The following is a 22,053-nucleotide window of genomic DNA, read 5'->3' as shown; positions in this document are numbered from 1 at the left end:
TGGCGCCGGCGTATCTGATCGCCGGCCCCGAGCTGTTGCGGGTAATCGAGGCTGCCGATGCGGGGCGCGCCAAGGCGCGCGCCGATGGTATTGGCGAGCGCGAAGTATTTGACGCTGACGGTCGCGATTTTGATTGGGGACAGTTGGCCTCCAGTTTCAACGCGCCCAGCCTGTTCAGTGCGCGCCGTCTGGTCGAAGTGCGCCTGCCCAACGGCAAGCCGGGCAAGGAAGGGGCTGAGGTCATCAGCGACTTCTGCGCGCGGCCGGCGCCGGATGTGGTGCTGCTGATCACCGCCGGTGAGTGGAGCAAGGCGCACCAGGGTAAATGGGCCGAGGCTGTCAACAAGGTTGGCGTGCTGTCGGTGGCCTGGGCGATCAAGCCGCACGAGCTGGCAGATTGGATCGAGCGACGCCTGCGCAGCAAGGGCCTGCGCGCTGATCCCGGCGCCGTGCAGCGCTTGAGCGAACGCGTTGAAGGCAATCTCCTCGCTGCCGCGCAGGAGATCGACAAGCTGGCGCTGCTGGCCGATGGCCAGCCGCTGGATGTTGCCAGGATGGAGTCGCTGGTTGCCGATGCTGCGCGCTACGACGTCTTCAGGTTGAGCGAGGCGGCATTCTCCGGGCAGGCGCAAGCCGTGCTGCGGATGGTGGCGGGCTTGCGTGCCGAGGGTGAGGCGGTGGCTGCATTGATGCCGATCCTGATCCGCGAACTGCTGATCACCGCCGGGCTGGCCCGGGTGCAGGCCAGTGGCGGCAATCTGGCCGCGGAAATGAAATCCAAGGGCATCTGGGAATCGCGCCAGGCGCCGTTCAAGCGCGCGCTGCAGCGTCATCCCGACCCGCGTCGCTGGGAGCGCTTTGTCGCCGAGGCCTCGCAGGTGGATCGGATGGCCAAGGGGCGGGCCGAGGGCGATCCATGGCTTGCCCTCGAGCGACTGCTGGTTGCACTGGCCGAAGCTCGTGCGGTGCGTCTGCTCGTCCGTGGCGTGCGCTGAATGAGCGTTGCCTGGCCGTCGCCGGCAGTTACTGCCGAAGGCAGCCTGTGGCTGCTGTATGGCGGCACCTTCGATCCTGTTCATAACGGCCATCTGGCCATCGCGCGCTGTGCGGCAGCCGAGCTGCGGGTGCCGGTGCACCTGATGCCGGCCGCCGATCCGCCGCACCGTGCGCCGCCTGGTGCCAATGCTGCCCAGCGTGCGCACATGCTGGCACTGGCGGTTGCCGACGAGCCCAACCTGCTGTTGGATACCCGCGAACTGCTGCGTGCCCAGCAGCAGCCCGGCGTGCCGTCGTGGACCATTGATACCCTGCGTGACATCCGCGCCCAGATCGGCCCGCAGCGCCCTTTGGCCATGCTGATGGGCGCTGACAGTCTGCTCGGCCTGCCAAGCTGGCACCAATGGGAGCATCTGCTCGATCTGGCGCATATCGTGGTTGCTGAACGCCCAGGCAGTGGCCTGGATGGCGATCTGCCAGCGGAACTTGCGCAACGGCTGAAGGGCGCCTGGGTCAGTTCGGCCGAATGCCTGACCACCAGCCCGGCAGGGGCCGTCTGGCGGCTGCGCCAGCCGCTGCATGCCGAGTCGGCCACCGAGGTACGGGCCGCCATCGCCAGTGGTGGGTCATGGCGGGATCTGTTGCCTTCGGCGGTGGCCGGGTACATCCTTGCGCAAGGCCTGTATGGCAGTGCCGCGCCGGTGTGAATGCCGGCAGCGGGCATGTTCTCTATAATCGTCCCCTTAATTCATCGAGTTCTGCTGCTTTGACCACCGAAGCCCAAGTCATCAAGACCCAAATGCCCAGCCCGGCACCCTCCGTCCCGGCCCTGCTGGCGTCCGTTCACTCCGCCCTTGAGGAGATCAAGGCCCGGGATGCCGTCGAGCTCGATGTGCGTGGCAAGTCCAGCGTGGCTGATTACATGGTGGTGGTCTCCGGTACCTCTACCCGCCACGTCAAGTCGATCGGCGAGGAAGTGGTGCGCTTTGCCAAGAACCTGGGCGTGATGCCGCTGGGTGTGGAAGGTGAGCGCGAAGCCGAGTGGGTCCTGGTCGACCTGGGCGATGTCATCGTCCACGTCATGCTGCCGCGCGTGCGCGAACTGTATGCGCTTGAGCGTCTGTGGACCGTCGGCGACCAGCCGCGCTCGGCCTACGACGACGAAGACGAGCAGGATGCTGGCTGAGCCCGACGGCCGCAGCTTCCGTGACGGCGCCGCAGGGCGCCGTCTTCATTTGTACAGGTTGCCAGGAGGCCGCGCATGAAAGCCAGATTGATCGCCACCGGCGAACGCGCGCCGTCATGGGTTGCGCAGGGGTTTGCCGAGTACCAGAAGCGGCTGTCGCATTGGTTGCCGCTGGAGCTGGTCGAAATCGAACCGGGCCTGCGCGGCAAGGGGCGCGATCCCAAGCGCGCGATCGAGGACGAGGGCAAGCGGGTATTGGCCGCGCTGCCCAAGAATCCGTATGTGGTGGCGCTGGACGTACCAGGTCGCCAGCTCAGCTCCGAGCAGTTGGCGCAGCGGTTGGAACACTGGCGTACGCAGGGACGCGACCTGGCGTTCCTGATTGGTGGCCCGGAAGGGCACGCAGCGGAAGTGTCCGCGGTGGCCGACGAGAAGTGGTCGATAGGCCCGCTGACTTTGCCGCATATGCTGGTTCGGCTGGTCGTGGCCGAGCAGTTGTATCGCGCAGCGGCGATGCTGGCCAATCACCCCTACCATCGCGCGTAATTAACGTATAGAATGCGCCTCCCCGCCCGAATAGCTCAGCCGGTTAGAGCACTTGACTGTTAATCAGGGGGTCGTTGGTTCGAGTCCAACTTCGGGCGCCAAGATTTGATTGAAGACCCGCATCGCGAGATGCGGGTCTTTTTTTGTCGGCGATTGGCCAATCCAATCGGTGCGGTGACTGCCCGCTATGACCTAAGTACTGGCGCCTGCTTCTGACAGCCTTGCCATCGCAAAACGCCCGCGTGCAGCAAGATGGGGTGATCGGTCCGATGCCAGTGTTGCAGCGAGCACAGCTGCCTGCGTGCCAACGGCGGCAGGCTGTCTGATCAGCATCTCCGCGGCAATGCAGCGGACGCTGGGTGAGGCATCGCGCAGCGCCGCCTCCAGCAGTTCCTGCAAGGGATAGGTCACTTCCAACCGGCGTTCGCCGGTCACCGGTTCGAATTTGCCTTTGCACCACTTCAGGTCAGTCCAGGTCCAGGTGCGGCCTGCAACCCAGGTTGCGCGTCCCTCCATCAGGAAGCGGAACGATCTGGCCCGCACTGCGGGTTGAATTGCGTTGTGGGCGACGGTTTTCAGCCATGTGTCGATGAGGGGCGTGCGTGTGACCTGTACCAGGATCGACGTGACAGGTCCGGCGGGAGCATCAAGGATTCGTTCGAGCAGGCCGCGGGAAACCGACTCCGATGCGGTCAGTTCTTCGAGGGTTTTCCGTTCGGCGGCGCCGAACCTGCCCCATGAGTCCAGGGTGGGCAGCACGGCCCATAGCGCCTGTGTGACGTCCTGCGGTGCTGATGCGGCTGCGATTCGAGGGAGGTGTTCGCGTGCGGCGGTGCGTACTTCGGGGACCCAGTCATTCAGTCGACGAAGTGCCAGGGCCAGAAAAAGTGCGCTGGGTGCTGCTTGCAGGCAACGTAACGTCCGTTCGCGCACATAGCCATCGGCGTTGCATAGATCCAACCAGGTCAGGTGCCGCTGCGTGCGCGTCCGCGGCCGCCACCACGTGCGTGTTTGCTGCGCATGCTGCCCAAGCTCATGACGAACCTGTTTCTCCAGTGCATCCAGGCTGCTCAATGGCATTGTGGTTGACGCCTGCACTACGGGGGCGAAGGCTTGTTCGGTTGCTATCGCATTCGAGGCAACAAGAAAATGCCTGGCCGCCTGCAGGAATGCCGCATTGGATGGTGGTGGCGAAGGCATCGGTCGCTACTGCACGGTGTAGAAGCGGCAGTTTGCCATCATCCGCAGCAGCATCGCGGTGGTACAGCTTTCAAGGCATGGCTGGGCGTGCTGATCGTTGAAACAGGAACGGTTGCCGGCTCTTCCGTGCGCAGCGGGCAAAGAAAAGCCGCGAGTGATCGCGGCTTTTCTTCGGTACGGTCCAGGTTGCCCCGGCGCGGTTCACGCCGGGGCGACGTATATCAATTGAACGTGTACTTGGCGCCAATCGTGTAGTAACGGCCAACGGCACCGCTGTAATGCAGCGGGTTGTAGTTGACCGCACCGTAGGTCAGCGGGTCCAGCGGTGCGATGCGATCGGTGAGGTTCTGTACCGAACCGAAGATCTCGAACGCATCGGTGGCGCGCCAGCGACCGGACAGGTCGATGGTGTAGAACGAACGCAGCTTGCAGCCACGTGGTGCATCGGAGCCATCGGTGAAGTGATTGGCGCAGCTGTCACCTTCAAAGGCGACGTTGTCCATGCTGCCGATGTAGTTTGCGATGCTGCTGATGCTGAAGCGGTCCATGTCCCAGGTCAGGCCGAAGTTGAGGCGGTCTTTCGGGGTGCCGATGCAGTTGGTGACATCGCAATTACCGTGCGTGCCTGCGTACTGGTACACGGTGCCGGTGCCGTCATCGCGCTCGAACGAGTTGATGCGGGTCCACTGCAGATCCATCAGCAGCTTGCCGTAGTTGCCCAGCGCCACCCGCTGGCGGATGTCGAAGTCGAAACCGCGGATGGTGGTTGAGGCCGAGTTGATGTAGTCCACGCTCACCGCCAGTAGGCTGCCGCTGTTGGGAATGCCGGTGAGGTCATTGTCCGAGCGGATGCCGCGACCAGCGGCCAGGGCCAGGTCGGTATCGCCCTGGTTGATCTCGTTGGTGCGTTTGATCTGCCAGGCGTCGAAGGTCATCGTCGTGCTGGAGGTCGGGTCCAGTACCAGGCCGACGGTATAGCTCTTCGACTTCTCTGGTTTCAGGTCGGGGTTGGCCGAGGTGATGATGGCGAGGCTGACCGCGCAATCCGCCGCGGTGGCTCCAGGTGCAGGGGTGCCGCCCGGGCAGCGTACCGGATCGCGCGCTGTGCTGAAGGCGGCCAGGCCGCCATCACCGGCTTCAGCCGGGCCGGGCGCACGGAAGCCTTCGGCATAGGTGGCACGCAGGGCGATCCATTCCGCAGGCGTCCATTTCAAACCAACTTTCGGCGTGGTGGCGGTTTCGCCGCCCTTGTACTTGTCGACGCGGAGGGCGCCGGACAGTTCCAGCGAGTCCAGTACCGGGGCGACCATTTCCGTATAGAGCACGCCAACTTCCTGAGTGCCCTTGTAGGCCGAATAGCCGAGGCCGATGATGTCGCCCAGGTCGGTGTAGCTCTGCGGGTCGAGGTTGGCTTTCTGGCGGCGGTACTCGGCGCCGATTGCAAAGCCCAGCGGGCCGCCGGCCAGGTCGGCGAGGCTGCGCGAGGCCTTGAAGTCGATCATGTCCAGCGTGGTGGAGGCGTTGGCGTGGATGGTTGGCGAAATGTAGTCGTAAAGCGCCTGCGAGTTCTGTCCGGCGTTGGCGCCGATACGCCACCAGCCCACCGGACTGTTCGGGTCGGTCAGCGCGGTGCGCACATGGCTGTAACGCAGGAAACCTTTGCGCTCGTTGACCAGCTGGGTTGCAGAGTGCAGGTAGGCGGTATCGATATCCCAGTCAGCAGCAGTGCCCTTCACGCCAACCAGGAAGCGGGTGAACTCGTTGGTGTTGGTGGTGACGCGCGGGCCAACATCAAAGGCGGCGTAGCGCAGGCGCGCGTCGACGCCCAAGGGGTTGTCGGGGTGGTCAGCGCCCAGCACCGTGGCGCCGGGGCCGCTGCTGGCATTGACCGGGCCACCCGGGTAGCCCCAAGAGCCGGAGACGCCGCTGGGGGTGTTGTAGAACACGTTCTTCTTCTTCGAGTAGCCGAACTCGCCATACATCTCGAAGTTGTCGGACAACACGAAGGTGCCGCGTGCGAACAGGTTGCCGAACTCTTCGCTCGGGCTCAGGCTGCGGAAGTCCTGGGTCTGCCACAGGCAACCACCGCCGGCATCGGCGGGGCTGATACTGGAGAACTGCGAGCAGCCAGGTAATGACTGATAGAGGCCGGTTGCCGGGTCGCGGATGCTGCCGACTGGCGAATTGCCGGCGACGGTACCGTTGGAGGTGATGGCGCCGTTGAGCGGGAAGAACTGGCCACCAGCAACACGATCAAAACCATACGGGCTCAGGTCGCCATTGCCGATCCACTTGCGGTTGCGGCGGTCGGAGATGCGGATGTCGTCGGTCTTGCTGAGGTCGATGCTGACGAAGGCGTTGAAGCCATCGGTATCCAAGTCGCCCACGCCGGCGGTCAGTGATGCCTTGCGCGCGTTGCCATCACTGTCGCCAGAAGTGCCGTAGGAGGCCTTGAGCATGGCGCCGGTGAAGTCGCGGCGCAGGATGATGTTGACTACGCCGGCGATGGCGTCGGAACCGTAGATGGCCGATGCACCATCCTTCAGTACTTCCACGCGCTCGACCGCATCCATCGGGATGACGCTGAGATCGGTGAACACCTTCTGGCCGTCATCGGCCAGACCGTAAGGCGCCATGCGCCGACCGTTGAGCAGGACCAGGGTTGAAGCTGCACCGAGGCCGCGCAGCGAAATGCCGGAACCGCCCCCGGCGAAGCCGGTGCCGAAGCTCTTGGGGATGGAGCCGGCGCCGTCGCTGGTCAGGGTCTGCAGGTATTCGGCGATGGTGGCCTTGCCGGTGCGGTCGATTTCCTGCCGGGTGATGACCTGTACCGGCGAGGCGGTTTCGGTGGTTGCGCGTGGGATGTTGGAGCCGGTGACAGTGACCCGGTCCAGGTTGGTGGCCTGTTGTTCCTGTGCCATGGCCAGCGGTGCGCCCGCTGCCAAAGTCAGTGGAACGAGAAGCAGGAGGGCAAGGTTGCCAGTGATTGCGTCGCTAAGACGATTGCTGCGCGGGTAGGTCAGATGTTTCACAGTCTCTCTCCTGGGAACAGCGGCAAGGAGGCCGCCAATACGCGGCCAAAGAACATCGACGGCCGCGAATCTAGGTTTTCCATGAGTGACGAGGCAGTGAAATAAGCGTTAATAGCCGAGGCCGGATTTCAAGCTCTTACGGCAGCGTTTAGAAAGCGCTGCCGTAAGTGGGCATCAGCCCTGTTCAGCCGAGTTTGAAGTCGACTGGAATCAAGCCATACGCCTGCACCGGTCGACCGCCATCGGTCGCCGGTTGGAACTTCCAGCGACGCAGTACCTGGTTGCGCGCGGCGGTGTCGAGGCTGCGGTTGCCGCTGCTGTGCTCGACGCTGACTTCCAGCGGGGAGCCGTCCACATCCACCAGGACCCGCAGCGTCACCGTGCCCTGTGCACCGGCGAGCAGGGCATCACGCGGATAGCCCGGCGCTGGAGCATTGAGGTAACGCAGCTGCACGCCTTGCAGCGGTGTGGAGGGGCCGATTGGATCGATGGACGGGGTGGTGTCGACGGCAGGCGCAACATCCACCGGTGCGCTGACGACTGCCTCGGTCGCGAAGATCGGCATTGGTGTGCTGTCCACCGGTATTGCCAGCGCCGGTTGCCGCGGCGGTGACGGCGTGCGGGTGACCGGTACATCGACCGGCGGTGTCGGCGGGTTGGGGACGATGGGTTTGGCGTCGGGGACCAGCCAACGCTCACGCACCGCTTCGTTGTGGATCGGTACCTGTGACAGTGGAATCAACAGCAAGCCCAGGGCAAATGCGTGCAGGGCCAGGGCCGTGCTGTAGGCAAGGATGCGCGAGGGTTCTACGTGCAGGGACGGACTGCGTTGTTGCGTGCGGACCATGTACCACCTCCATGCGTGGGCGTGTGACAGAGAACAACGCGCGATGACACGGGACGGGGTTGCTCGACTGCGTCCCGTAACTGCAGTGCGCCCTTTATTCAGGCATTCGGCAAGCGGGGTGCTTGTTTCTGGTCAGCTGGCGGACAGCTTGAGGGGAAGCAAAGGCCGGCATTTGTGGGAGCGGCGTAAGCCGCGAAGCAGGGGCACCATCGGGTTGCACAGCCGTCGATGGGCCCAGCAGTGTCAGCTTCTCGGCTTACGTCGCTCCCACAAGCGAATGCAGGCCACGCCAGCAGGATAAGTGGCCAGAACAAAACGGCGCCCGTAGGCGCCGTTTCGATTGCAGTGGCCGCGTTGCTCAGCGGCCCAGTTCGAATACCACGTCCAGGTTAACCGAGACGGTGGTTTCGCCCGGTGACACCGCGGTATCCATTTCCATCTTGTTGGCGCGGCCGGCGGCCATGGCCATCATCGGCATCGGTCGGAAGCCGCCCTGGCTGCCTTCGGAAATGCTGACGATGCGGCGCACGCGCAGGCCCAGTGACTTGGCATAGGTTTCGGCGCGGGCCTGGGCCTTCTTCAGCGCGGCCAGGCGGGCCTCGTCATAGACCGGTTCCGGCTGGTCGATCTCGAAGCTGGGGCCGTTGATCTGGTTTGCGCCCTGTGCGGCCAGGCTGTCCAGCACCTTGCCCAGCTTGCTGATGTCGCGCACCTTCAGGCTGACGGTGTTGCTGGCCTGGTAGCCGGTAATCTTCGGCGCTTCGTTCTCGGCGTAGCGGTACTGCGGGCTGAGGTTGATGCCGCTGGTCTGGATGTCGCGCTCGGCAATGCCGGCAGCCTTGATCGCCGCCATCACCTTGTCCATCTGCACGGCGTTGTCGCGCATGGCGGCGTTGCCATCGGCGGCCTGGGTGACCACCCCGGCAGACAGTGTGGCCACGTCCGGCACGCGGTGGGCTTCGGCCTGGGCGGAAACGTTCAACAAGGTCGCGTCGCTGGCAACCACGGCCGGGACGGTTTGGGCATTGGCGGTCATCGAGACTCCAAGAGCAAGAGACAGGGACAGCAGCAGTGGGGCGAGGGCGGTACGGCGCATGGTGATCCTCCTTGGCTGGATCGTGAAAATGAACACAAGGCGATGAACGGGTGGTGAGCCATGATGGGGTCGCGGTCACTTTGCCAGCAATGCTCATCATTCAGGTTGCTGGCGCAGGTTATGCTTTCCCGATGCTTTATCTCGCCTCCCGCTCCCCCCGTCGCAACGAACTGCTGTCCCGCCTTGATCTGCCCTTCCGCGCCCTCGATCTGGAGGTGCCGGAGCAGCGTGCGCCGGGCGAGGCGGCCGTGGCCTATGTGCGCCGGGTTGCGCTGGACAAGGCCCGGGCAGGGCTGGCACTGGTCGCTGACGACCCGCAGGCGGTGGTGCTGGGCTCCGATACCGAGGTTGTGCTGGATGACCGGGTCTATGGCAAGCCGGCCGATGCCGACGATGCGGCAGCCATGCTGGCCTCGCTGGCCGGGCGCACGCACCGGGTGATCACCGTGGTGGCCCTGGCGGCGGCCGGGCGGCATGCGTTGGAGACGGTCGTCTCGGAAGTGAGCTTTGCGCCGATGAGTGCAGCGCAGATCCAGGCCTACGTCGCCACTGGCGAGCCGATGGGCAAGGCGGGCGGTTACGCCATCCAGGGCGGGGCGGAGCGTTTCATCAGTCATTTGGCCGGCAGCTACTCCGGGGTGATGGGGCTGCCGTTGCAACAGACCGCCGCGCTGCTGGCGGCATTTGCCGCGGGCGCGGGCGACGATTCCATGGACAAGGGGGAATGAAGGACGTGTCTGAAGAAATTCTGGTCAACGTCACCCCGCGCGAAACCCGCGTGGCAGTGATTGAAAACGGCATGCTGCAGGAGCTGCACATCGAGCGCGGTTGGCGCCGTGGTGTGGTCGGCAATATCTACAAGGGCAAGGTGCAGCGGGTGATGCCGGGCATGCAGGCGGCCTTCGTCGAGGTCGGCCTGGACCGTGCTGCGTTCCAGCATGCCAACGACGTGGTGCGTCCGGCGCCGGTGGCTGCCGATACCGACGAAACCGCGCCCAGCCTGCCGCTGCCTTCCTCGGTGCCGATCGTGGAGCTGTTGCGCGATGGCCAGGACGTGGTGGTGCAGGTGGTCAAGGACCCGATCAGCACCAAGGGCGCTCGCCTGACCACGCAGATCAGCATTCCCTCGCGTTACCTGGTGCTGCTGCCGCAGTCCAAGATGGTCGGGGTTTCGGCCCGCATCGAGGATGAGGGCGAGCGTGCCCGCTTGAAGTCGCTGGTCACCGAGATTTCGGCCCAGCATGGTGGTTACGGCTACATCGTGCGTACCAATGCCGAAGGCCAGCCGGCCGAGGCCCTGGCCGAAGATATCTCCTACCTGTCGCGGGTCTGGGCGGTGGTGGAACGGCGTGGTCGCGAAGCGCCGCCGTGCAGCATCATCTATGAAGACCTGAGCCTGCCATTGCGCTCGGTACGCGACCTGATCCGCAAGGACGTGGACAAGGTCAAGGTCGACTCCAAGGAAACCTTCGGCCAGCTGCAGGCCTTCGTCGCCAAGTACATGCCGGTGCTGGGCGAGAAGCTGGAACTGTATACCGGCGACCGTCCGATCTTCGACATGTTCGGCGTCGAGGATGAGATCGTCCGCGCCCTGAACAAGCAGGTGCCGCTCAAGTCCGGTGGCTATCTGGTCATCGACCAGACTGAGGCGATGACCACCATCGACGTCAATACCGGCTCCTTCGTCGGCCAGCGCAACCTGGAAGAGACCGTGTTCCGCACCAACCTGGAGGCGGCGCAGACGGTGGCGCGGCAGCTGCGGCTGCGCAACCTGGGCGGCATCATCATCATCGACTTCATCGACATGGATGACGCCGAGCATCGCCGCCAGGTGCTGCGCACGCTGGAGAAAGCGCTTGCCCGCGACCATGCCAAGACCACGGTGTACGACTTCTCGCCGCTGGGTCTGGTCGAAATGACCCGCAAGCGCACCGTCGAGAGCCTGGAGCGCCAGCTGTCGGAAACCTGCCCCCAGTGCAGCGGCCGCGGCAGCATCAAGACCGCTGAAACCGTGACGTACGAGATCTTCCGCGAGATCACCCGTGCCGTGCGCCAGTTCGAAGCCGCGCGCTTGTTGGTGATTGCATCGAGCAAGGTGGTCGCGCGCATCACCGACGAAGAATCTGCGGCGGTGGCCGAGCTTGAGGAATTCCTCGGCAAGAGCATCCGCTTCCAGGCCGATGACCAGTACCTGCAGGAGCAGTTCGATGTGGTGCTGCTCTGAGCCAGCTCACTTCGTCGCACGGAAGCACGAAGTGAGCTGATGACCACGCTGTTGCGCCACCGCCTGCGCCGCTTCCGTCGCTATGCCTTGATGGCATTGGCGGTCGCGTTGGTGTGCGTGGCCTTGCTGGTGGGCACCGTCAGCCAGCTGCTGCCGATGGTGGAGGCGCATCCGGACAAGGTTGCTGCCTGGTTGAGTGAACGTGCCGGGCAACCGGTTGCTTTCGATCGTCTGGACACGCGCTGGACCCGGCGCGGCCCGTTGCTGCAGCTCGATGGTTTGCGTGTTGGCCAGGGCGAAGGTGTGCGCATCGGCCAGGCAGAAGTGTTGGTGGCTGTGTATTCGGGCCTGCTGCCCGGCGCGCCGTTGACCGAGCTGCGCCTGCGCGGGCTGGCGTTGACGCTGCAACGGGCTGATGACGGCCGTTGGTCGGTGCGTGGCCTGCCCGAGTCCAGCGCGGGCGGCGATCCACTGGACGCCCTGCGCAGGCTCGGTGAGCTGCAGGTGATTGGTGGTCAGCTGCAGGTGCAGGCGCCATCGATTGGTCTGCAGACCCATATCCCGCGTATCGACCTGCGTCTGCGCGTGGACGGCGAGCGTCTGCGGGTAGGCGCCAAGGGCTGGATTGATACCACCGCTGCCCCGGTCACCGCGGTGTTGGATTTCCAGCGCCAACGCGGTGATGGTCAGGCCTGGTTTTCTGCTGATCCGGCCGAACTGGGTGCCTGGTCCTCCTTGTTGAAATTTGCCGGGGTGCAACTGCGCCAGGGCAAGGGTGAACTGCAGGGCTGGGTGCAGCTGCAGGACAACCGCGTGGTGGCGGTCAGCGCCGTGGGCGAGCTGGACGATGTGCAGCTTGCTGGTGCGCCGTTGCAGGGCGCTGCCGCACCGAGTGTGGCCTTCAACAAGCTGCAGCTGCGCGCGCGCTGGAAAGCGATTGACGGCGGCTGGCGGCTGGACGCACCCAGGCTGCGGATCGCCACCGACAGCGACACCCAGTCACTGGATGGCTTGCTGCTGGCCGGCGGCAAGCACTATGCGGTGCAGGGCAAGCAGCTCGATGCCGGTCCGATGCTGCAGGTACTCGCGCTCAGCGACCGCCTGGAGCCCAGCCTGCGGAACTGGCTGCATCGGTCCAAGCCATCGTTGAAGTTCGCCGATATCAGTCTGCTCGGTACTGCCGATGGCCCCTTGCGTGCCAGTGGCGAGCTGCTGGACGCGAGTTTTTCGCCGGTTGGTGGCAGCCCCGGCGTCACTGGTCTACGCGGGCATTTCGAAGGCGATGCACAGGCGTTTTCGCTGGGTCTGAAGCCGGACCATGTCGTGCGCTTTGATTGGCCGACCGGCTTCGGGGTGCTGCATGAGCTGCAGCTTTCCGGCGATCTGGTCGGCTGGCGCGAAGGTGCCGGTTGGCAGATAGGGACCCCGGCTTTGCGGGTGCAGGGCCAGAACTATGCTGCCGACGTGCGTGGCGGACTGTGGTTCCAGGGCGACGGCACCCGGCCATGGATCAGCCTGGCGGCCAAGATCGATGATGTGCCGATGACCGCTGCCAAGCAGTTCTGGGTGCGCTCAAGCATGAGTGACGCAGCGATCGGGTGGCTGGATGCGGCACTGGTGGATGGCACCCTGCGCGGCGGCACCGGCTTGGCCGTCGGCGACCTGGACGACTGGCCGTTCACCGGCAATAACGGGCGCTTTGAGGCGGGCGGGCATATCGACGATGGTTCGATTCGCTTCCAGCAGGACTGGCCGCTGATGCAGCACGTCAATGCCGATATCAACTTCATCGGCGGCGGTTTCGATTTGACGGGTCGCGGCGATCTGGCCGGGGTCAAGGTGGATCACCTGCGCGCTGGCATCGCCAGCTTCGCCGAATCCAAGCTGGTGGTGCAGGCCAGTACCGTCGACGAAAGCGCGCGCCTGTTGGCCATGCTGCGGCAGAGCCCGTTGCAGGCCAGCTATGGCGACACCCTGGACAACCTGAGCGTGGCCGGGCCGGCGGCGGTCAATTTCGATCTGCTGCTGCCGCTGCACCACGATGGTGGCGGACATCTGCTCGGTGACGTCGATCTGCGCGATGTGCGCATGGCCGACAAGCGCTGGGACCTGCAGTTCGAGGGGGTGCGCGGCAAGGCCCAGTACAGCAGCGACGGCTTCGACGCGCCGGCATTGCAGGTGCGCCATCAGGAACGCGATGGGGTGCTGGCGCTGCGCGCTGGCAAGCCGGTGAAGGACCCCGCGCATGCCTTCGAGGCCGAACTGAGTGCGGATCTGGATGCGGGCAAGCTGCTGGACCGTGCGCCTGAGTTGGCTTGGCTCAAGCCTTACGTGCACGGCACTTCCGCGTGGACGGTCGGGGTCAGCCTGCCCAAGGAGCAGGCTGGCGTACGCAGCGGCCCACCGACCCTGCTGACCCTGCGTTCGGATATGCAGGGTACCCGTCTGCAGTTGCCGGCACCGTTGAACAAGCCGGCGGCCGATGCGCTGGCGACGACCGTGCAGGCGGCTTTGCCGATGGGCGCCGGGCGCATAGACGTATCCTTCGGCAAGTTGATGGCCTTGGCTGCGCGTAGCCAGAACGGCAAGACCGGCGTACAGGTCACGATGGGCAGCGACACGGTCGATCACGAGCCGCCGGCCGATGGGCTGGTGGTCAACGGCCGTACCCCGTCGCTGGACGCGTTGGAGTGGATCAGCCTGGCGCGTGGTGACGGCAACGACGCGGGCGATGGCGGTGTAGCGCTCAAGCAGGTGGACGTATTGGCTGACCAGCTGTTGATGGTGGGCGGACGCTTCGCGCAGACCCGGTTGCAGCTGCGGCCCGGTGCCGACGCTGTGGCAGTGCAGCTCGATGGCCCAGCCCTGGCCGGCAATCTGCGCGTCCCTACCGCCGACGGCGGCACGGTGAGTGGGCAGCTTTCGCGGGTCTATTGGCAGGCGGCAAAGGCGGCGACGGCCGAATCCAGCGACACCCCGGCAGAGCCGATCAACCCGGCCAACATCCCGCCGTTGGCATTGGATATCGAAGACCTGCAGTTCGCCACGGTCAAGCTTGGCCAGACCCGTCTGCGCACGCGTCCGACCGGTGACGGCCTGCAGGTTCAGGAGCTGGCGATCCGCGCGCCCAAGCAGGTCATCGACGTACACGGTGAGTGGCGTGGCATGGGCGCGCAGGCCCGAACCCAGGCCACGGCGCAGGTACAGAGCGAAGACCTGGGTGACCTGTTGCAGCGTCTTGGCTATGCCGGGCAATTGCGCGGTGGCCAGGGCAAGGTGAACCTGCAGACCGGTTGGCAGGGTGGGCCGATGGCTTTCAACCTGGCCACGCTGGAGGGCGGCATGGACATGAACCTGCGCAACGGCCAGCTGTTGGAAGTGGAACCCGGCGCCGGTCGGGTGCTGGGGCTGCTCAGCGTGGCGCAGCTGCCGCGGCGCCTGCTGTTCGACTTCCGTGACCTGTTCTCCAAGGGCCTGGCGTTCAATCACGTCGAAGGTGCCATGCGCTTTGGCAACGGACAGGCCAGCACCGACAAGATTGCCATCGAGTCGCCGGCAGCCGAGATCACCATTCGCGGGCAGGCTGATCTGGTGGCCCAGCAGTTCAACCAGACCATTGATGTGAACCCGCGTTCGGGCAATCTGCTCACGGTGGTTGGTGCGGTGGCCGGTGGCCCGGTAGGCGCGGCAGTGGGCGCCGCAGCCAACGCGGTGCTGGGCAAGCCACTGGGCGAGATCGGCTCCAAGACCTATAAGGTGACCGGGCCATGGAAAGATCCCAAGGTCGAAGTGCTGGACCGTGATGCCGCCCGCCTGCCGCCTCCGGTAGTTACCCCCGGCGCTGCCAGCAACCCCTGAATCAGTGCAGGCTTGCATGCAGCGGGCCTGCCCCCATCTGGATAGTCATGACCGACAACGCACTCTCGCTCGCCGAAACCCGCCTGCTGCTGCCTGCAGGACTGGACGCCAATCGCCTCGAACGCACCTTTGGCACCTTGCTGGGGCCGGGCATCGATTTCGGTGACCTGTACTTCCAGCATTCGCGCCGCGAGAGCTGGAGCGTGGAGGACGGCATCGTCAAGGACGGTGCGCATTCGATCGAGCAGGGCGTGGGCGTACGCGCGATTGCTGGAGAAAAGACCGGCTTTGCCTACTCGGATGATATCCAGCCGGCAGCCCTGCTGGCCGCTGCACAGTCGGCACGTGCCATCTCCCGCGAGGGTGGTGAGCAGAACGTGCGCTCGCTGGTGCGTGGCGCTGGTCGCGCGCTGTACCCGGCGCTGGACCCGGTGGACAGCATCGGCAACGAGACCAAGGTGGAAGTGCTCAAGCGCCTGGATCGCTACCTGCGTGCCGCCGATAGCCGCGTACAGCAGGTGATGGTGAGCCTGTCCGGTGGCGTCGACACGGTGCTGATCGCGCGCAGCGACGGCGTGCTTGCTGCCGACGTGCGCCCACTGGTGCGTTTGAATGTGCAGGTCATCGTCGAACAGAACGGTCGCCGCGAGTCCGGCTATGCCGGCGGCGGTGGCCGCTACAGCTATGAAGAACTGTTTGCCGGTGAGCGCCCGGAAGCCTTCGCCCGCGAAGCGCTGCGCCAGGCGTTGGTGAATCTGGAAGCCATTCCAGCCCCGGCTGGGGTGATGCCGGTGGTGCTCGGCCCGGGCTGGCCCGGCGTGCTGCTGCACGAAGCGGTCGGCCACGGCCTGGAAGGTGATTTCAACCGCAAGGGCACCAGCGTCTATGCCGGCCGTATCGGTGAGCGTGTGGCTTCGCCGGGCGTGACGATTGTCGATGACGGCACCCTGGAAGGGCGCCGCGGTTCGCTCAATATCGATGACGAAGGCACCCCGACCCAGTGCACCACGCTGATCGAGGACGGCATCCTGGTTGGCTACATGCAGGACACGCTCAACGCGCGTTTGATGGGGGTTGCGCCGACCGGCAACGGCCGCCGTGAATCCTTCGCGCACATGACCATGCCACGCATGACCAACACCTACATGCGCGCAGGCAACCATGATCCGGAAGAGATGATCCGTTCGGTGAAGAAGGGTTTGTACGCGGTCAACTTCGGCGGCGGCCAGGTCGACATCACCAGCGGCAAGTACGTCTTCTCGGCGACCGAGGCCTACCTGATCGAAGACGGCAGGATCACCGCGCCGGTGAAGGGCGCGACGCTGATCGGCAATGGCCCGGAGACCATGCAGAAGGTGCGCATGATCGGCAACGATCTGGCGCTGGATGAAGGCGTGGGTATCTGCGGCAAGGACGGGCAGAGCGTGCCGGTCGGTGTTGGTCAGCCGTCGTTGCTGATTGATGGGCTGACGGTGGGTGGTACGCAGGCCTGAGGGTGCGGTTAAGGCTGAAGAGCCCCTCATCCGCCCTCCGGGCACCTTCTCCCGTAAACGGGAGAAGGGAAGGCTGGCATTTGGAATTTGGCGGAGTCAGCTCGAACTGCAGCTCTGCGATCCCTTCTCCCGCCTGCGGGAGAAGGTGCCCCGCAAGGGGCGGATGAGGGGAAGCTTTTCGCTGCAGAACCAAACCAGCAGCAACGCCCCTCAGTCCAGATCAATCCTGCTCGTCGTCGCCATCCACATCATCAGCAGCATCGTCATCATCGCCACCTACTTCCGCAGCCGCGCTCAGCACCGGCACCAGCATCAGCTCGCGCAATACCTGGTAGATCTCGCGGTAGGCGCGCGGCGGCTTGTTCTTGGCCTTCTCCGCCAGCGCATTGCGCACCAGTGTGCGCAGGGCCTGGCGGTCGGCCTCCGGATGCTCGTCCAGCAGTTCGCCAAGGGCGACATCGCCTTCGGCCAGCAGCCGTTCACGCCAGCGCTCCATGCGGTGCATGATCGCCACTTCGCGGCGCGAGGTCTCGCTGTTGGCATCCAGTGCGTTGCGGATCGCGTCCAGCGTCTCGTCTTCCTCGCGGCGCATCTGCTTGGCCAGGAAGGCCAGCTGGCGCTTGCGCGCGCCGTGCGAGGTGATGCGCTTGGAGTACTCGATGTGTTCCAGCAGGCCTTCCGGGATCGGCAGGCGCGCCAGCTGCGCCGGGGTCAGCTCCACCAGGGTTTCGCCCAGCGCCAGCACTTCCAGCGCTTCGCGCCGGTTCTGGCTACGGCTTTCGCCCAAAAATTCACCGGTTTCTTGATCGCGTCCGCGCATCGCACTGCTACCTACTAAACTTCATGACAGGAAAGCCTGGCACTCGCCGGGCTCCACGAAAAATCCACGTCACGCCGCCGCCAGTCATGCAAGACCGGGCAGATGTGAAGGGATTTGGCCACCAAGGATAAAGCATTGAACGCCATTAGCACCGATAAGCCTGCCGCCGACGACAGCCTGCAGCGTCTGGAACGCCTGACCGGCATCTCCCAGCGCCTGCTGGAACGGGCCCGTGCCATGGGCGCCAGCCAGGCCGAGGTCAGCTGCAGCGAGGACCGTGGGCTGGACGTGAACGTGCGCCTGGGCGAGGTGGAGACGGTCGAAGCCACCCACGACCGCGGCATTGCGGTGACCGTGTACTTTGGCCAGCGCAAGGGCAGCGCCAGCACCGCTGACCTGCAGGAAGCCAGCCTGGAGGCCACCGTGGCCCAGGCCTGCGCCATCGCCCGCCATACCGAGGACGATCCGGCCTCCGGCCTGGCCGATCCGGCGCTGATGGCCACCGAGTTCCCGGACCTGGACAGCTGGCACCCCTGGGAGCTGAGCGCCGAGCAGGCGCTGGACCTCGCGCTGGCCTGTGAGTCGGCCGGCCGCGCCAGCGACAGCCGCATCAGCAACTCCGATGGCGCCTCGGCCTCCACCGCGCAGAGCGTGTCGGTGTATGCCAACTCGCATGGTTTCATCGGCCGTGATCGCAGCAGCCACCATTCCATCGGTTGTGCGCTGATCGCAGGGCAGGGCGACGGCATGCAGCGTGATGGCTGGTACACCAGCGCCATCGCCCGCGAAGACCTGGACGACCCGGCAGCGGTGGGCCTGCGCGCGGCAGAGCGGACTGTCGCCCGACTGCAACCGCGATCGCTGCCGACCGGCGAGGTGCAGGTGCTGTTCGCGGCGGAAATGGCGCGCTCCCTGATCGGCCACTTGCTCAGTGCGGTGTCCGGTGGCGCCCTGTATCGCCGTGCCAGCTTCCTGCTCGACAGTGTGGACACCCAGCTGTTCCCGGACTGGTTTGCGATTGATGAGCTGCCGCTGCTGCGTCGCGGCCTGCGCTCCAGTTCCTACGACGGGGAAGGTGTTGCAACCCGCAACTCGGCCTTGATCACCGACGGCGTTCTGCAGCGCTACATCCTGGGCAGTTACTCGGCGCGCAAGCTGGGCCTGCAGACCACGGCCAATGCCGGTGGCGTGCATAACCTGAAAGTGAAGGCCAATGCAGGCGATCGTGCATCCATGCTGTCGGGTATGGGCACGGGTCTGCTGGTGACCGAATTGATGGGGCAGGGCGTGAATGGCATCACCGGTGATTACTCACGCGGTGCCGGTGGCTTCTGGGTGGAGAACGGACAGATCGCTTACCCGGTGGACGGCATCACCATCGCCGGCAACCTCAAGCAGATGTTTGCCGGCATCGAGGCGGTGGGCACCGATGTGGACCCGCGCTCGCATGTTTCCACCGGCTCAATACTGGTCGGCAAGATGACCGTGGCAGGTAATGATTGACGCAGTCTTGCCAAACAGCGGACTATTCTCATGTGGAAGTAGATGTACTTCCTATAGCTAACTACCTTCATGGATAAGCCCTTTACAAGGATCTTGGGGAAACAATGAGCGATTACCAGACCACTCCGCCGCCGGCACCGACCAGCGCCGGCGCTTCCGATGACAACAGCATTGCAATGCTGGTGCACCTGTCGGGCATCTTTTTCAGCTTCATCGTGCCGTTGATCGTTTGGCTGGTGAACAAGGACAAGCCGGAAAAGGCCTTCTTGAATGCCAACTCCAAGGAAGCGCTGAATTTCCAGCTGACGCTGCTGGGCACTTACTTCATCAGCGGCATCCTGATGGTCGTGCTGATCGGCTTCCTGACCTATGCCGTGGCATGGATCGGTGGCCTGGTGTTCGCGATTCTTGCTGGCCTGGCCGCCAACAAGGGCGAGACCTACCGCTACCCGCTGACCATTCGCCTGATCAAGTAATCAGCGCGTTGGTTGTCAAACAAAAAGCCCGGGATTCCCGGGCTTTTTGCTGTCTGCCGTGTTTTCGCTCCCTCCCTTCCGTGCAGCGAAGGGGAGGGTTGGGGAGGGGTTGGCTTGTGCTGTTGGCTCTTGAGCTTCGCGGCTTACGCCGCTCCTACAAACGCTGCGGTGAATCAATGCGAGCGACGCACCGTCAGTTCGGCCAATGCCGACAACGCCGCCGCACGCTGACCGAACGGTACCAATGCTGCCTGCATTGCCGTTGCCAGCTCGGCCAGGGTGGCCTTGGCACCGTCCATGCCCAGCAATGAGGGGAAGGTCGACTTGTCCTGCGCCTGATCCTTGCCGGCGGTCTTGCCCAGCTGCTCGGAGCTGGCCTCGACATCAAGGATGTCGTCGCGGATCTGGAAGGCCAGGCCCAGGGTGTCGGCGAAGCTGTCCAGTTGTGCAAGCTGGGCGTCGCTGGCCTCACCACACAGTGCGCCCATGCGCACCGCGGCGCGGATCAGCGCACCGGTCTTCATCGCATGCATGCGCTTGAGGTCGTCCAGCGCCTGCTGCTGACCGGTGGCGTCGATGTCCAACGCCTGGCCGCCACACATACCTGCGGCGCCGGAGGCACCGGCCAATGTCTTCATGCAGTTCAGCGCCAAGGCCGGTGGCATCCAGGCGTCGGCGAGGATCTCAAAGGCGCGGGTCTGCAAGGCGTCACCAGCGAGGATCGCGTTGGCCTCGTCATAGGCGATATGGGTGGTCGGGCGGCCACGGCGCAGGTCGTCATCGTCCATTGCGGGCAGGTCGTCATGCACCAGCGAATAGGCGTGGATGAACTCGACCGCGATCGCCGCAGCGTCCAGGCGCGCTTCGTCGGCGCCGAACAGATAGCCGGTGGCGTAGACCAGCATCGGCCGCATGCGCTTGCCACCGCCAAGCGCCGCATAGCGCATGGCCTGGTGCAGGCGCTGTGGTGCAAGCTCCGGGTCGGGCAGGGCGTCCTGCAGCTGTTCTTCGGTGCGTTCCAGCCAGCGGGTGAGCAGGGCGTCAGTCTTCATTGCCACTGCTTTCAAAGGGTTCGGATTTCTCCGGCTGGGCCGGGTCGGTCACCAGGCGTACGCGCAGTTCGGCCTGTTCCAGCGCCTGTTGGCACTGGCGATAGAGACCTACGCCACGTTCGTATGCGGTCAGCGACTGGTCCAGACTCAGGTCGCCAGCTTCCATCTTCTCTACCAGCTGCTCCAGTTCTTCGAGCGATTGCTCGAAGTGGGCGACCGGCGAGGTTTCATTGGGGGACTTCTTTGCCATGACGCAAGTGTGAGCGGCCAGCGGGAAAGGGTCAATTCACCGGATCTGGCGGCAGCCATTGCAATGAGGCGCCACGCGCCTGCAACCACGCCTGCAGCGGGGCTGAGATGACCCGATCCGCCGCCGCCAGAACCTTGCCGTCGGCGCAGAGCAGTGGCATCTGCGCGCGCAACCAAGGGGGCACGCCCACCTGTTGCAGGCAATGCTTGAGTTGATGGCTGTGGCTGCGGCCCGGCAGCTGGATACGCTCGCCGCCGTGGCGTTGACGCAACTGCAGCGGTTCATCGAAGGCCTTGGCGCCGTGCAACAGCAGTTTGCCGCCGTCGGGGAGATCCACGGGTTGGGCGCCGTCCCAGTGACGCGTCCAGCCCTCGGGCCAGGGCTTGATCACGGTGATTGCATGCAGCTGGTCACGCCAGCGCACGATGCGGGCCTGCTGCCAGCGGAATTCGGCCTGCTGGTCATGGCCAGCGGCCAGCAGCTGTTGCTGGATTGCCTGTACGCCTTTGGCCGGCAGTGCTGGCAGGCGCTGTTGCTTCGCCCACAAACGCAGTACGCGGGATTGCTGTGATGTAGCGAGTTGCTCGAGTTCGCTCAGCAGCAGTGCGTTCTCCGTGCTCAGGCAGCGCTGCAGCAGGCCTGCATCATCCTCATGCAACAGCGCTGCTGCCTGTGCCGCAAGTTCGGCGCTGCGCGCCATCGCTGCGCCCGCATGCGGCCAACGCTGGCGCAGCAGTGGTAGAACCTGCAGGCGCAGGAAGTTCCGGTCGAAATCCACGCTGCCGTTGCTGGGATCCTCGATCCACTGCAGCTGATGCTGGCTGGCGTAAGCCTCCAGTGCGCTGCGCGCCACCTGCAGCAGAGGCCTCCACAAGGTAGTGGTCCCGAAACTGCGTTTTGCCTGCATCGCGGCCAGGCCGTCGACACTGGCGCCGCGCAGTGCGCGCAGCAGGAAGGTTTCTGCCTGATCGTCCTGATGATGGGCCAGCGCCAGCCATTCGCCTTCGCGTAGATGGGCCTTGAAGGCCGCGTGGCGGGCATCACGGGCGGCGGCCTCCAGGCCTTGGCCCGCATCGCGCGCAACATCGACATGCACTACCTGCAGCGGGATGTCCCACTCTGCACAGAGGGTGGTGCAATGCTGGTGCCAGTCATCGGCAGCCGTTTGCAGCCCGTGGTGCACATGCAGTGCGCGCAGGCTGCCGGGCTGGCGTCCCGGGGCATTGGCGAGCAGATGCAGCAGCACGGTGGAGTCCAGGCCGCCGCTGAAGCCGACCATCACCGGGATGTCGGTTGCGGACTGCAGTAGGGAAGGAGAAAGCGGGTTCATGGCCGCGCCGAGTATCGGCGGCGGCGGCGATGGCTGCAATTGTTGCTGCCGAAGTTGTAGGAGCGGCGTCAGCCGCGAAGCAGATAAACCTTCAGATTGCAGATGGGCTGGCGATTACATTGTTGCCAGCTTCGCGGCTGACGC

The 22,053-nt window shown here is 64.8% G+C and carries 17 protein-coding genes, 1 tRNA gene and 1 pseudogene; 11 read left to right on the top strand and 8 right to left on the bottom strand.

Going from position 1 to position 22,053, the window contains the following annotated elements:
- Window positions 1-14 precede the first annotated feature (14 nt).
- The 5 genes from holA to QMX78_RS12030 all read left to right on the top strand — a co-directional run bounded on the left by holA (window position 15) and on the right by QMX78_RS12030 (window position 2,829).
- Window positions 15-995, top strand: a complete 981-nt coding sequence (gene holA, locus QMX78_RS12050; protein ID WP_282269803.1) for a DNA polymerase III subunit delta — start codon at window positions 15-17, stop codon at window positions 993-995.
- Complete coding sequence (gene nadD / locus QMX78_RS12045; RefSeq protein ID WP_282269798.1) at window positions 996-1,703, top strand: nicotinate-nucleotide adenylyltransferase; 708 nt, start codon at window positions 996-998, stop codon at window positions 1,701-1,703.
- A gap of 59 nt (window positions 1,704-1,762) precedes the next feature.
- Window positions 1,763-2,182, top strand: a complete 420-nt coding sequence (gene rsfS, locus QMX78_RS12040; protein ID WP_282269796.1) for a ribosome silencing factor — start codon at window positions 1,763-1,765, stop codon at window positions 2,180-2,182.
- A gap of 75 nt (window positions 2,183-2,257) precedes the next feature.
- Window positions 2,258-2,728 carry a 23S rRNA (pseudouridine(1915)-N(3))-methyltransferase RlmH gene (gene rlmH / locus QMX78_RS12035; RefSeq protein WP_282269795.1) on the top strand — a complete coding sequence of 157 codons (471 nt, stop codon included), beginning with the start codon at window positions 2,258-2,260 and terminating at the stop codon, window positions 2,726-2,728.
- Window positions 2,729-2,752: 24 nt separating this feature from the next.
- A tRNA-Asn gene (locus QMX78_RS12030) sits at window positions 2,753-2,829 on the top strand.
- A gap of 91 nt (window positions 2,830-2,920) precedes the next feature.
- Here the strand turns inward: QMX78_RS12030 and QMX78_RS12025 are convergent.
- From QMX78_RS12025 to QMX78_RS12010, 4 genes are all read right to left on the bottom strand, one after another.
- The gene (locus QMX78_RS12025) at window positions 2,921-3,928 is read right to left on the bottom strand and encodes a hypothetical protein (protein ID WP_282269791.1); all 1,008 of its coding nucleotides are present in this window, start codon (window positions 3,926-3,928) and stop codon (window positions 2,921-2,923) included.
- A gap of 221 nt (window positions 3,929-4,149) precedes the next feature.
- On the bottom strand, window positions 4,150-6,849 hold the full coding sequence (locus QMX78_RS12020; RefSeq protein WP_282269801.1) for a TonB-dependent receptor: 2,700 nt from the start codon (window positions 6,847-6,849) through the stop codon (window positions 4,150-4,152).
- A 295-nt stretch (window positions 6,850-7,144) separates the two neighbouring features.
- The gene (locus tag QMX78_RS12015; RefSeq protein ID WP_282269789.1) at window positions 7,145-7,807 is read right to left on the bottom strand and encodes an energy transducer TonB; all 663 of its coding nucleotides are present in this window, start codon (window positions 7,805-7,807) and stop codon (window positions 7,145-7,147) included.
- A gap of 358 nt (window positions 7,808-8,165) precedes the next feature.
- Complete coding sequence (locus QMX78_RS12010) at window positions 8,166-8,903, bottom strand: SIMPL domain-containing protein (protein WP_282269787.1); 738 nt, start codon at window positions 8,901-8,903, stop codon at window positions 8,166-8,168.
- 131 nt (window positions 8,904-9,034) lie between these two features.
- Between QMX78_RS12010 and QMX78_RS12005 the strand changes: the two genes are divergently transcribed.
- Genes QMX78_RS12005 through tldD form a run of 4 tightly spaced genes read left to right on the top strand, consistent with a single transcriptional unit; the run spans window position 9,035 to window position 16,478 of the window.
- A complete protein-coding gene (locus tag QMX78_RS12005; RefSeq protein WP_282269800.1) occupies window positions 9,035-9,631 on the top strand; it encodes a Maf family nucleotide pyrophosphatase in 597 nt (198 codons plus the stop codon).
- Between the two features lie 5 nt (window positions 9,632-9,636).
- Window positions 9,637-11,127 carry a ribonuclease G gene (gene rng / locus QMX78_RS12000; RefSeq protein WP_282269785.1) on the top strand — a complete coding sequence of 497 codons (1,491 nt, stop codon included), beginning with the start codon at window positions 9,637-9,639 and terminating at the stop codon, window positions 11,125-11,127.
- Between the two features lie 39 nt (window positions 11,128-11,166).
- Window positions 11,167-14,985: a YhdP family protein gene (locus QMX78_RS11995; protein ID WP_282269783.1), complete on the top strand. Its 3,819-nt coding sequence runs from the start codon at window positions 11,167-11,169 to the stop codon at window positions 14,983-14,985.
- A gap of 47 nt (window positions 14,986-15,032) precedes the next feature.
- The gene (tldD, locus tag QMX78_RS11990; RefSeq protein WP_282269781.1) at window positions 15,033-16,478 is read left to right on the top strand and encodes a metalloprotease TldD; all 1,446 of its coding nucleotides are present in this window, start codon (window positions 15,033-15,035) and stop codon (window positions 16,476-16,478) included.
- A gap of 313 nt (window positions 16,479-16,791) precedes the next feature.
- Here the strand turns inward: tldD and yjgA are convergent.
- Window positions 16,792-17,298 (bottom strand): annotated as a pseudogene (gene yjgA / locus QMX78_RS11985) (ribosome biogenesis factor YjgA); the annotation flags it as partial.
- A 135-nt stretch (window positions 17,299-17,433) separates the two neighbouring features.
- Between yjgA and pmbA the strand changes: the two are divergent.
- Together pmbA and QMX78_RS11975 are read left to right on the top strand one after the other, a co-directional pair.
- Entirely contained in the window at window positions 17,434-18,801 is a 1,368-nt protein-coding gene (gene pmbA, locus QMX78_RS11980) for a metalloprotease PmbA (protein ID WP_282269779.1), read from the top strand.
- 104 nt (window positions 18,802-18,905) lie between these two features.
- Entirely contained in the window at window positions 18,906-19,277 is a 372-nt protein-coding gene (locus QMX78_RS11975) for a DUF4870 domain-containing protein (protein WP_282269777.1), read from the top strand.
- A gap of 173 nt (window positions 19,278-19,450) precedes the next feature.
- Here the strand turns inward: QMX78_RS11975 and QMX78_RS11970 are convergent, their stop codons facing one another.
- Genes QMX78_RS11970 through tilS form a run of 3 tightly spaced genes read right to left on the bottom strand, consistent with a single transcriptional unit; the run spans window position 19,451 to window position 21,909 of the window.
- A complete protein-coding gene (locus tag QMX78_RS11970) occupies window positions 19,451-20,329 on the bottom strand; it encodes a farnesyl diphosphate synthase (RefSeq protein WP_282269775.1) in 879 nt (292 codons plus the stop codon).
- Complete coding sequence (locus QMX78_RS11965; protein ID WP_282269773.1) at window positions 20,319-20,579, bottom strand: exodeoxyribonuclease VII small subunit; 261 nt, start codon at window positions 20,577-20,579, stop codon at window positions 20,319-20,321. The genes QMX78_RS11970 and QMX78_RS11965 overlap by 11 nt, the downstream gene beginning before the upstream one ends.
- A gap of 31 nt (window positions 20,580-20,610) precedes the next feature.
- Window positions 20,611-21,909, bottom strand: a complete 1,299-nt coding sequence (gene tilS / locus QMX78_RS11960) for a tRNA lysidine(34) synthetase TilS (protein ID WP_282269771.1) — start codon at window positions 21,907-21,909, stop codon at window positions 20,611-20,613.
- Between the last annotated feature and the right edge of the window lie 144 nt (window positions 21,910-22,053).

This window comes from Stenotrophomonas sp. PS02298, from assembly GCF_029959445.1.
Classification (GTDB): domain Bacteria; phylum Pseudomonadota; class Gammaproteobacteria; order Xanthomonadales; family Xanthomonadaceae; genus Stenotrophomonas.
This window is presented reverse-complemented; position numbering and strand designations above follow the sequence as displayed.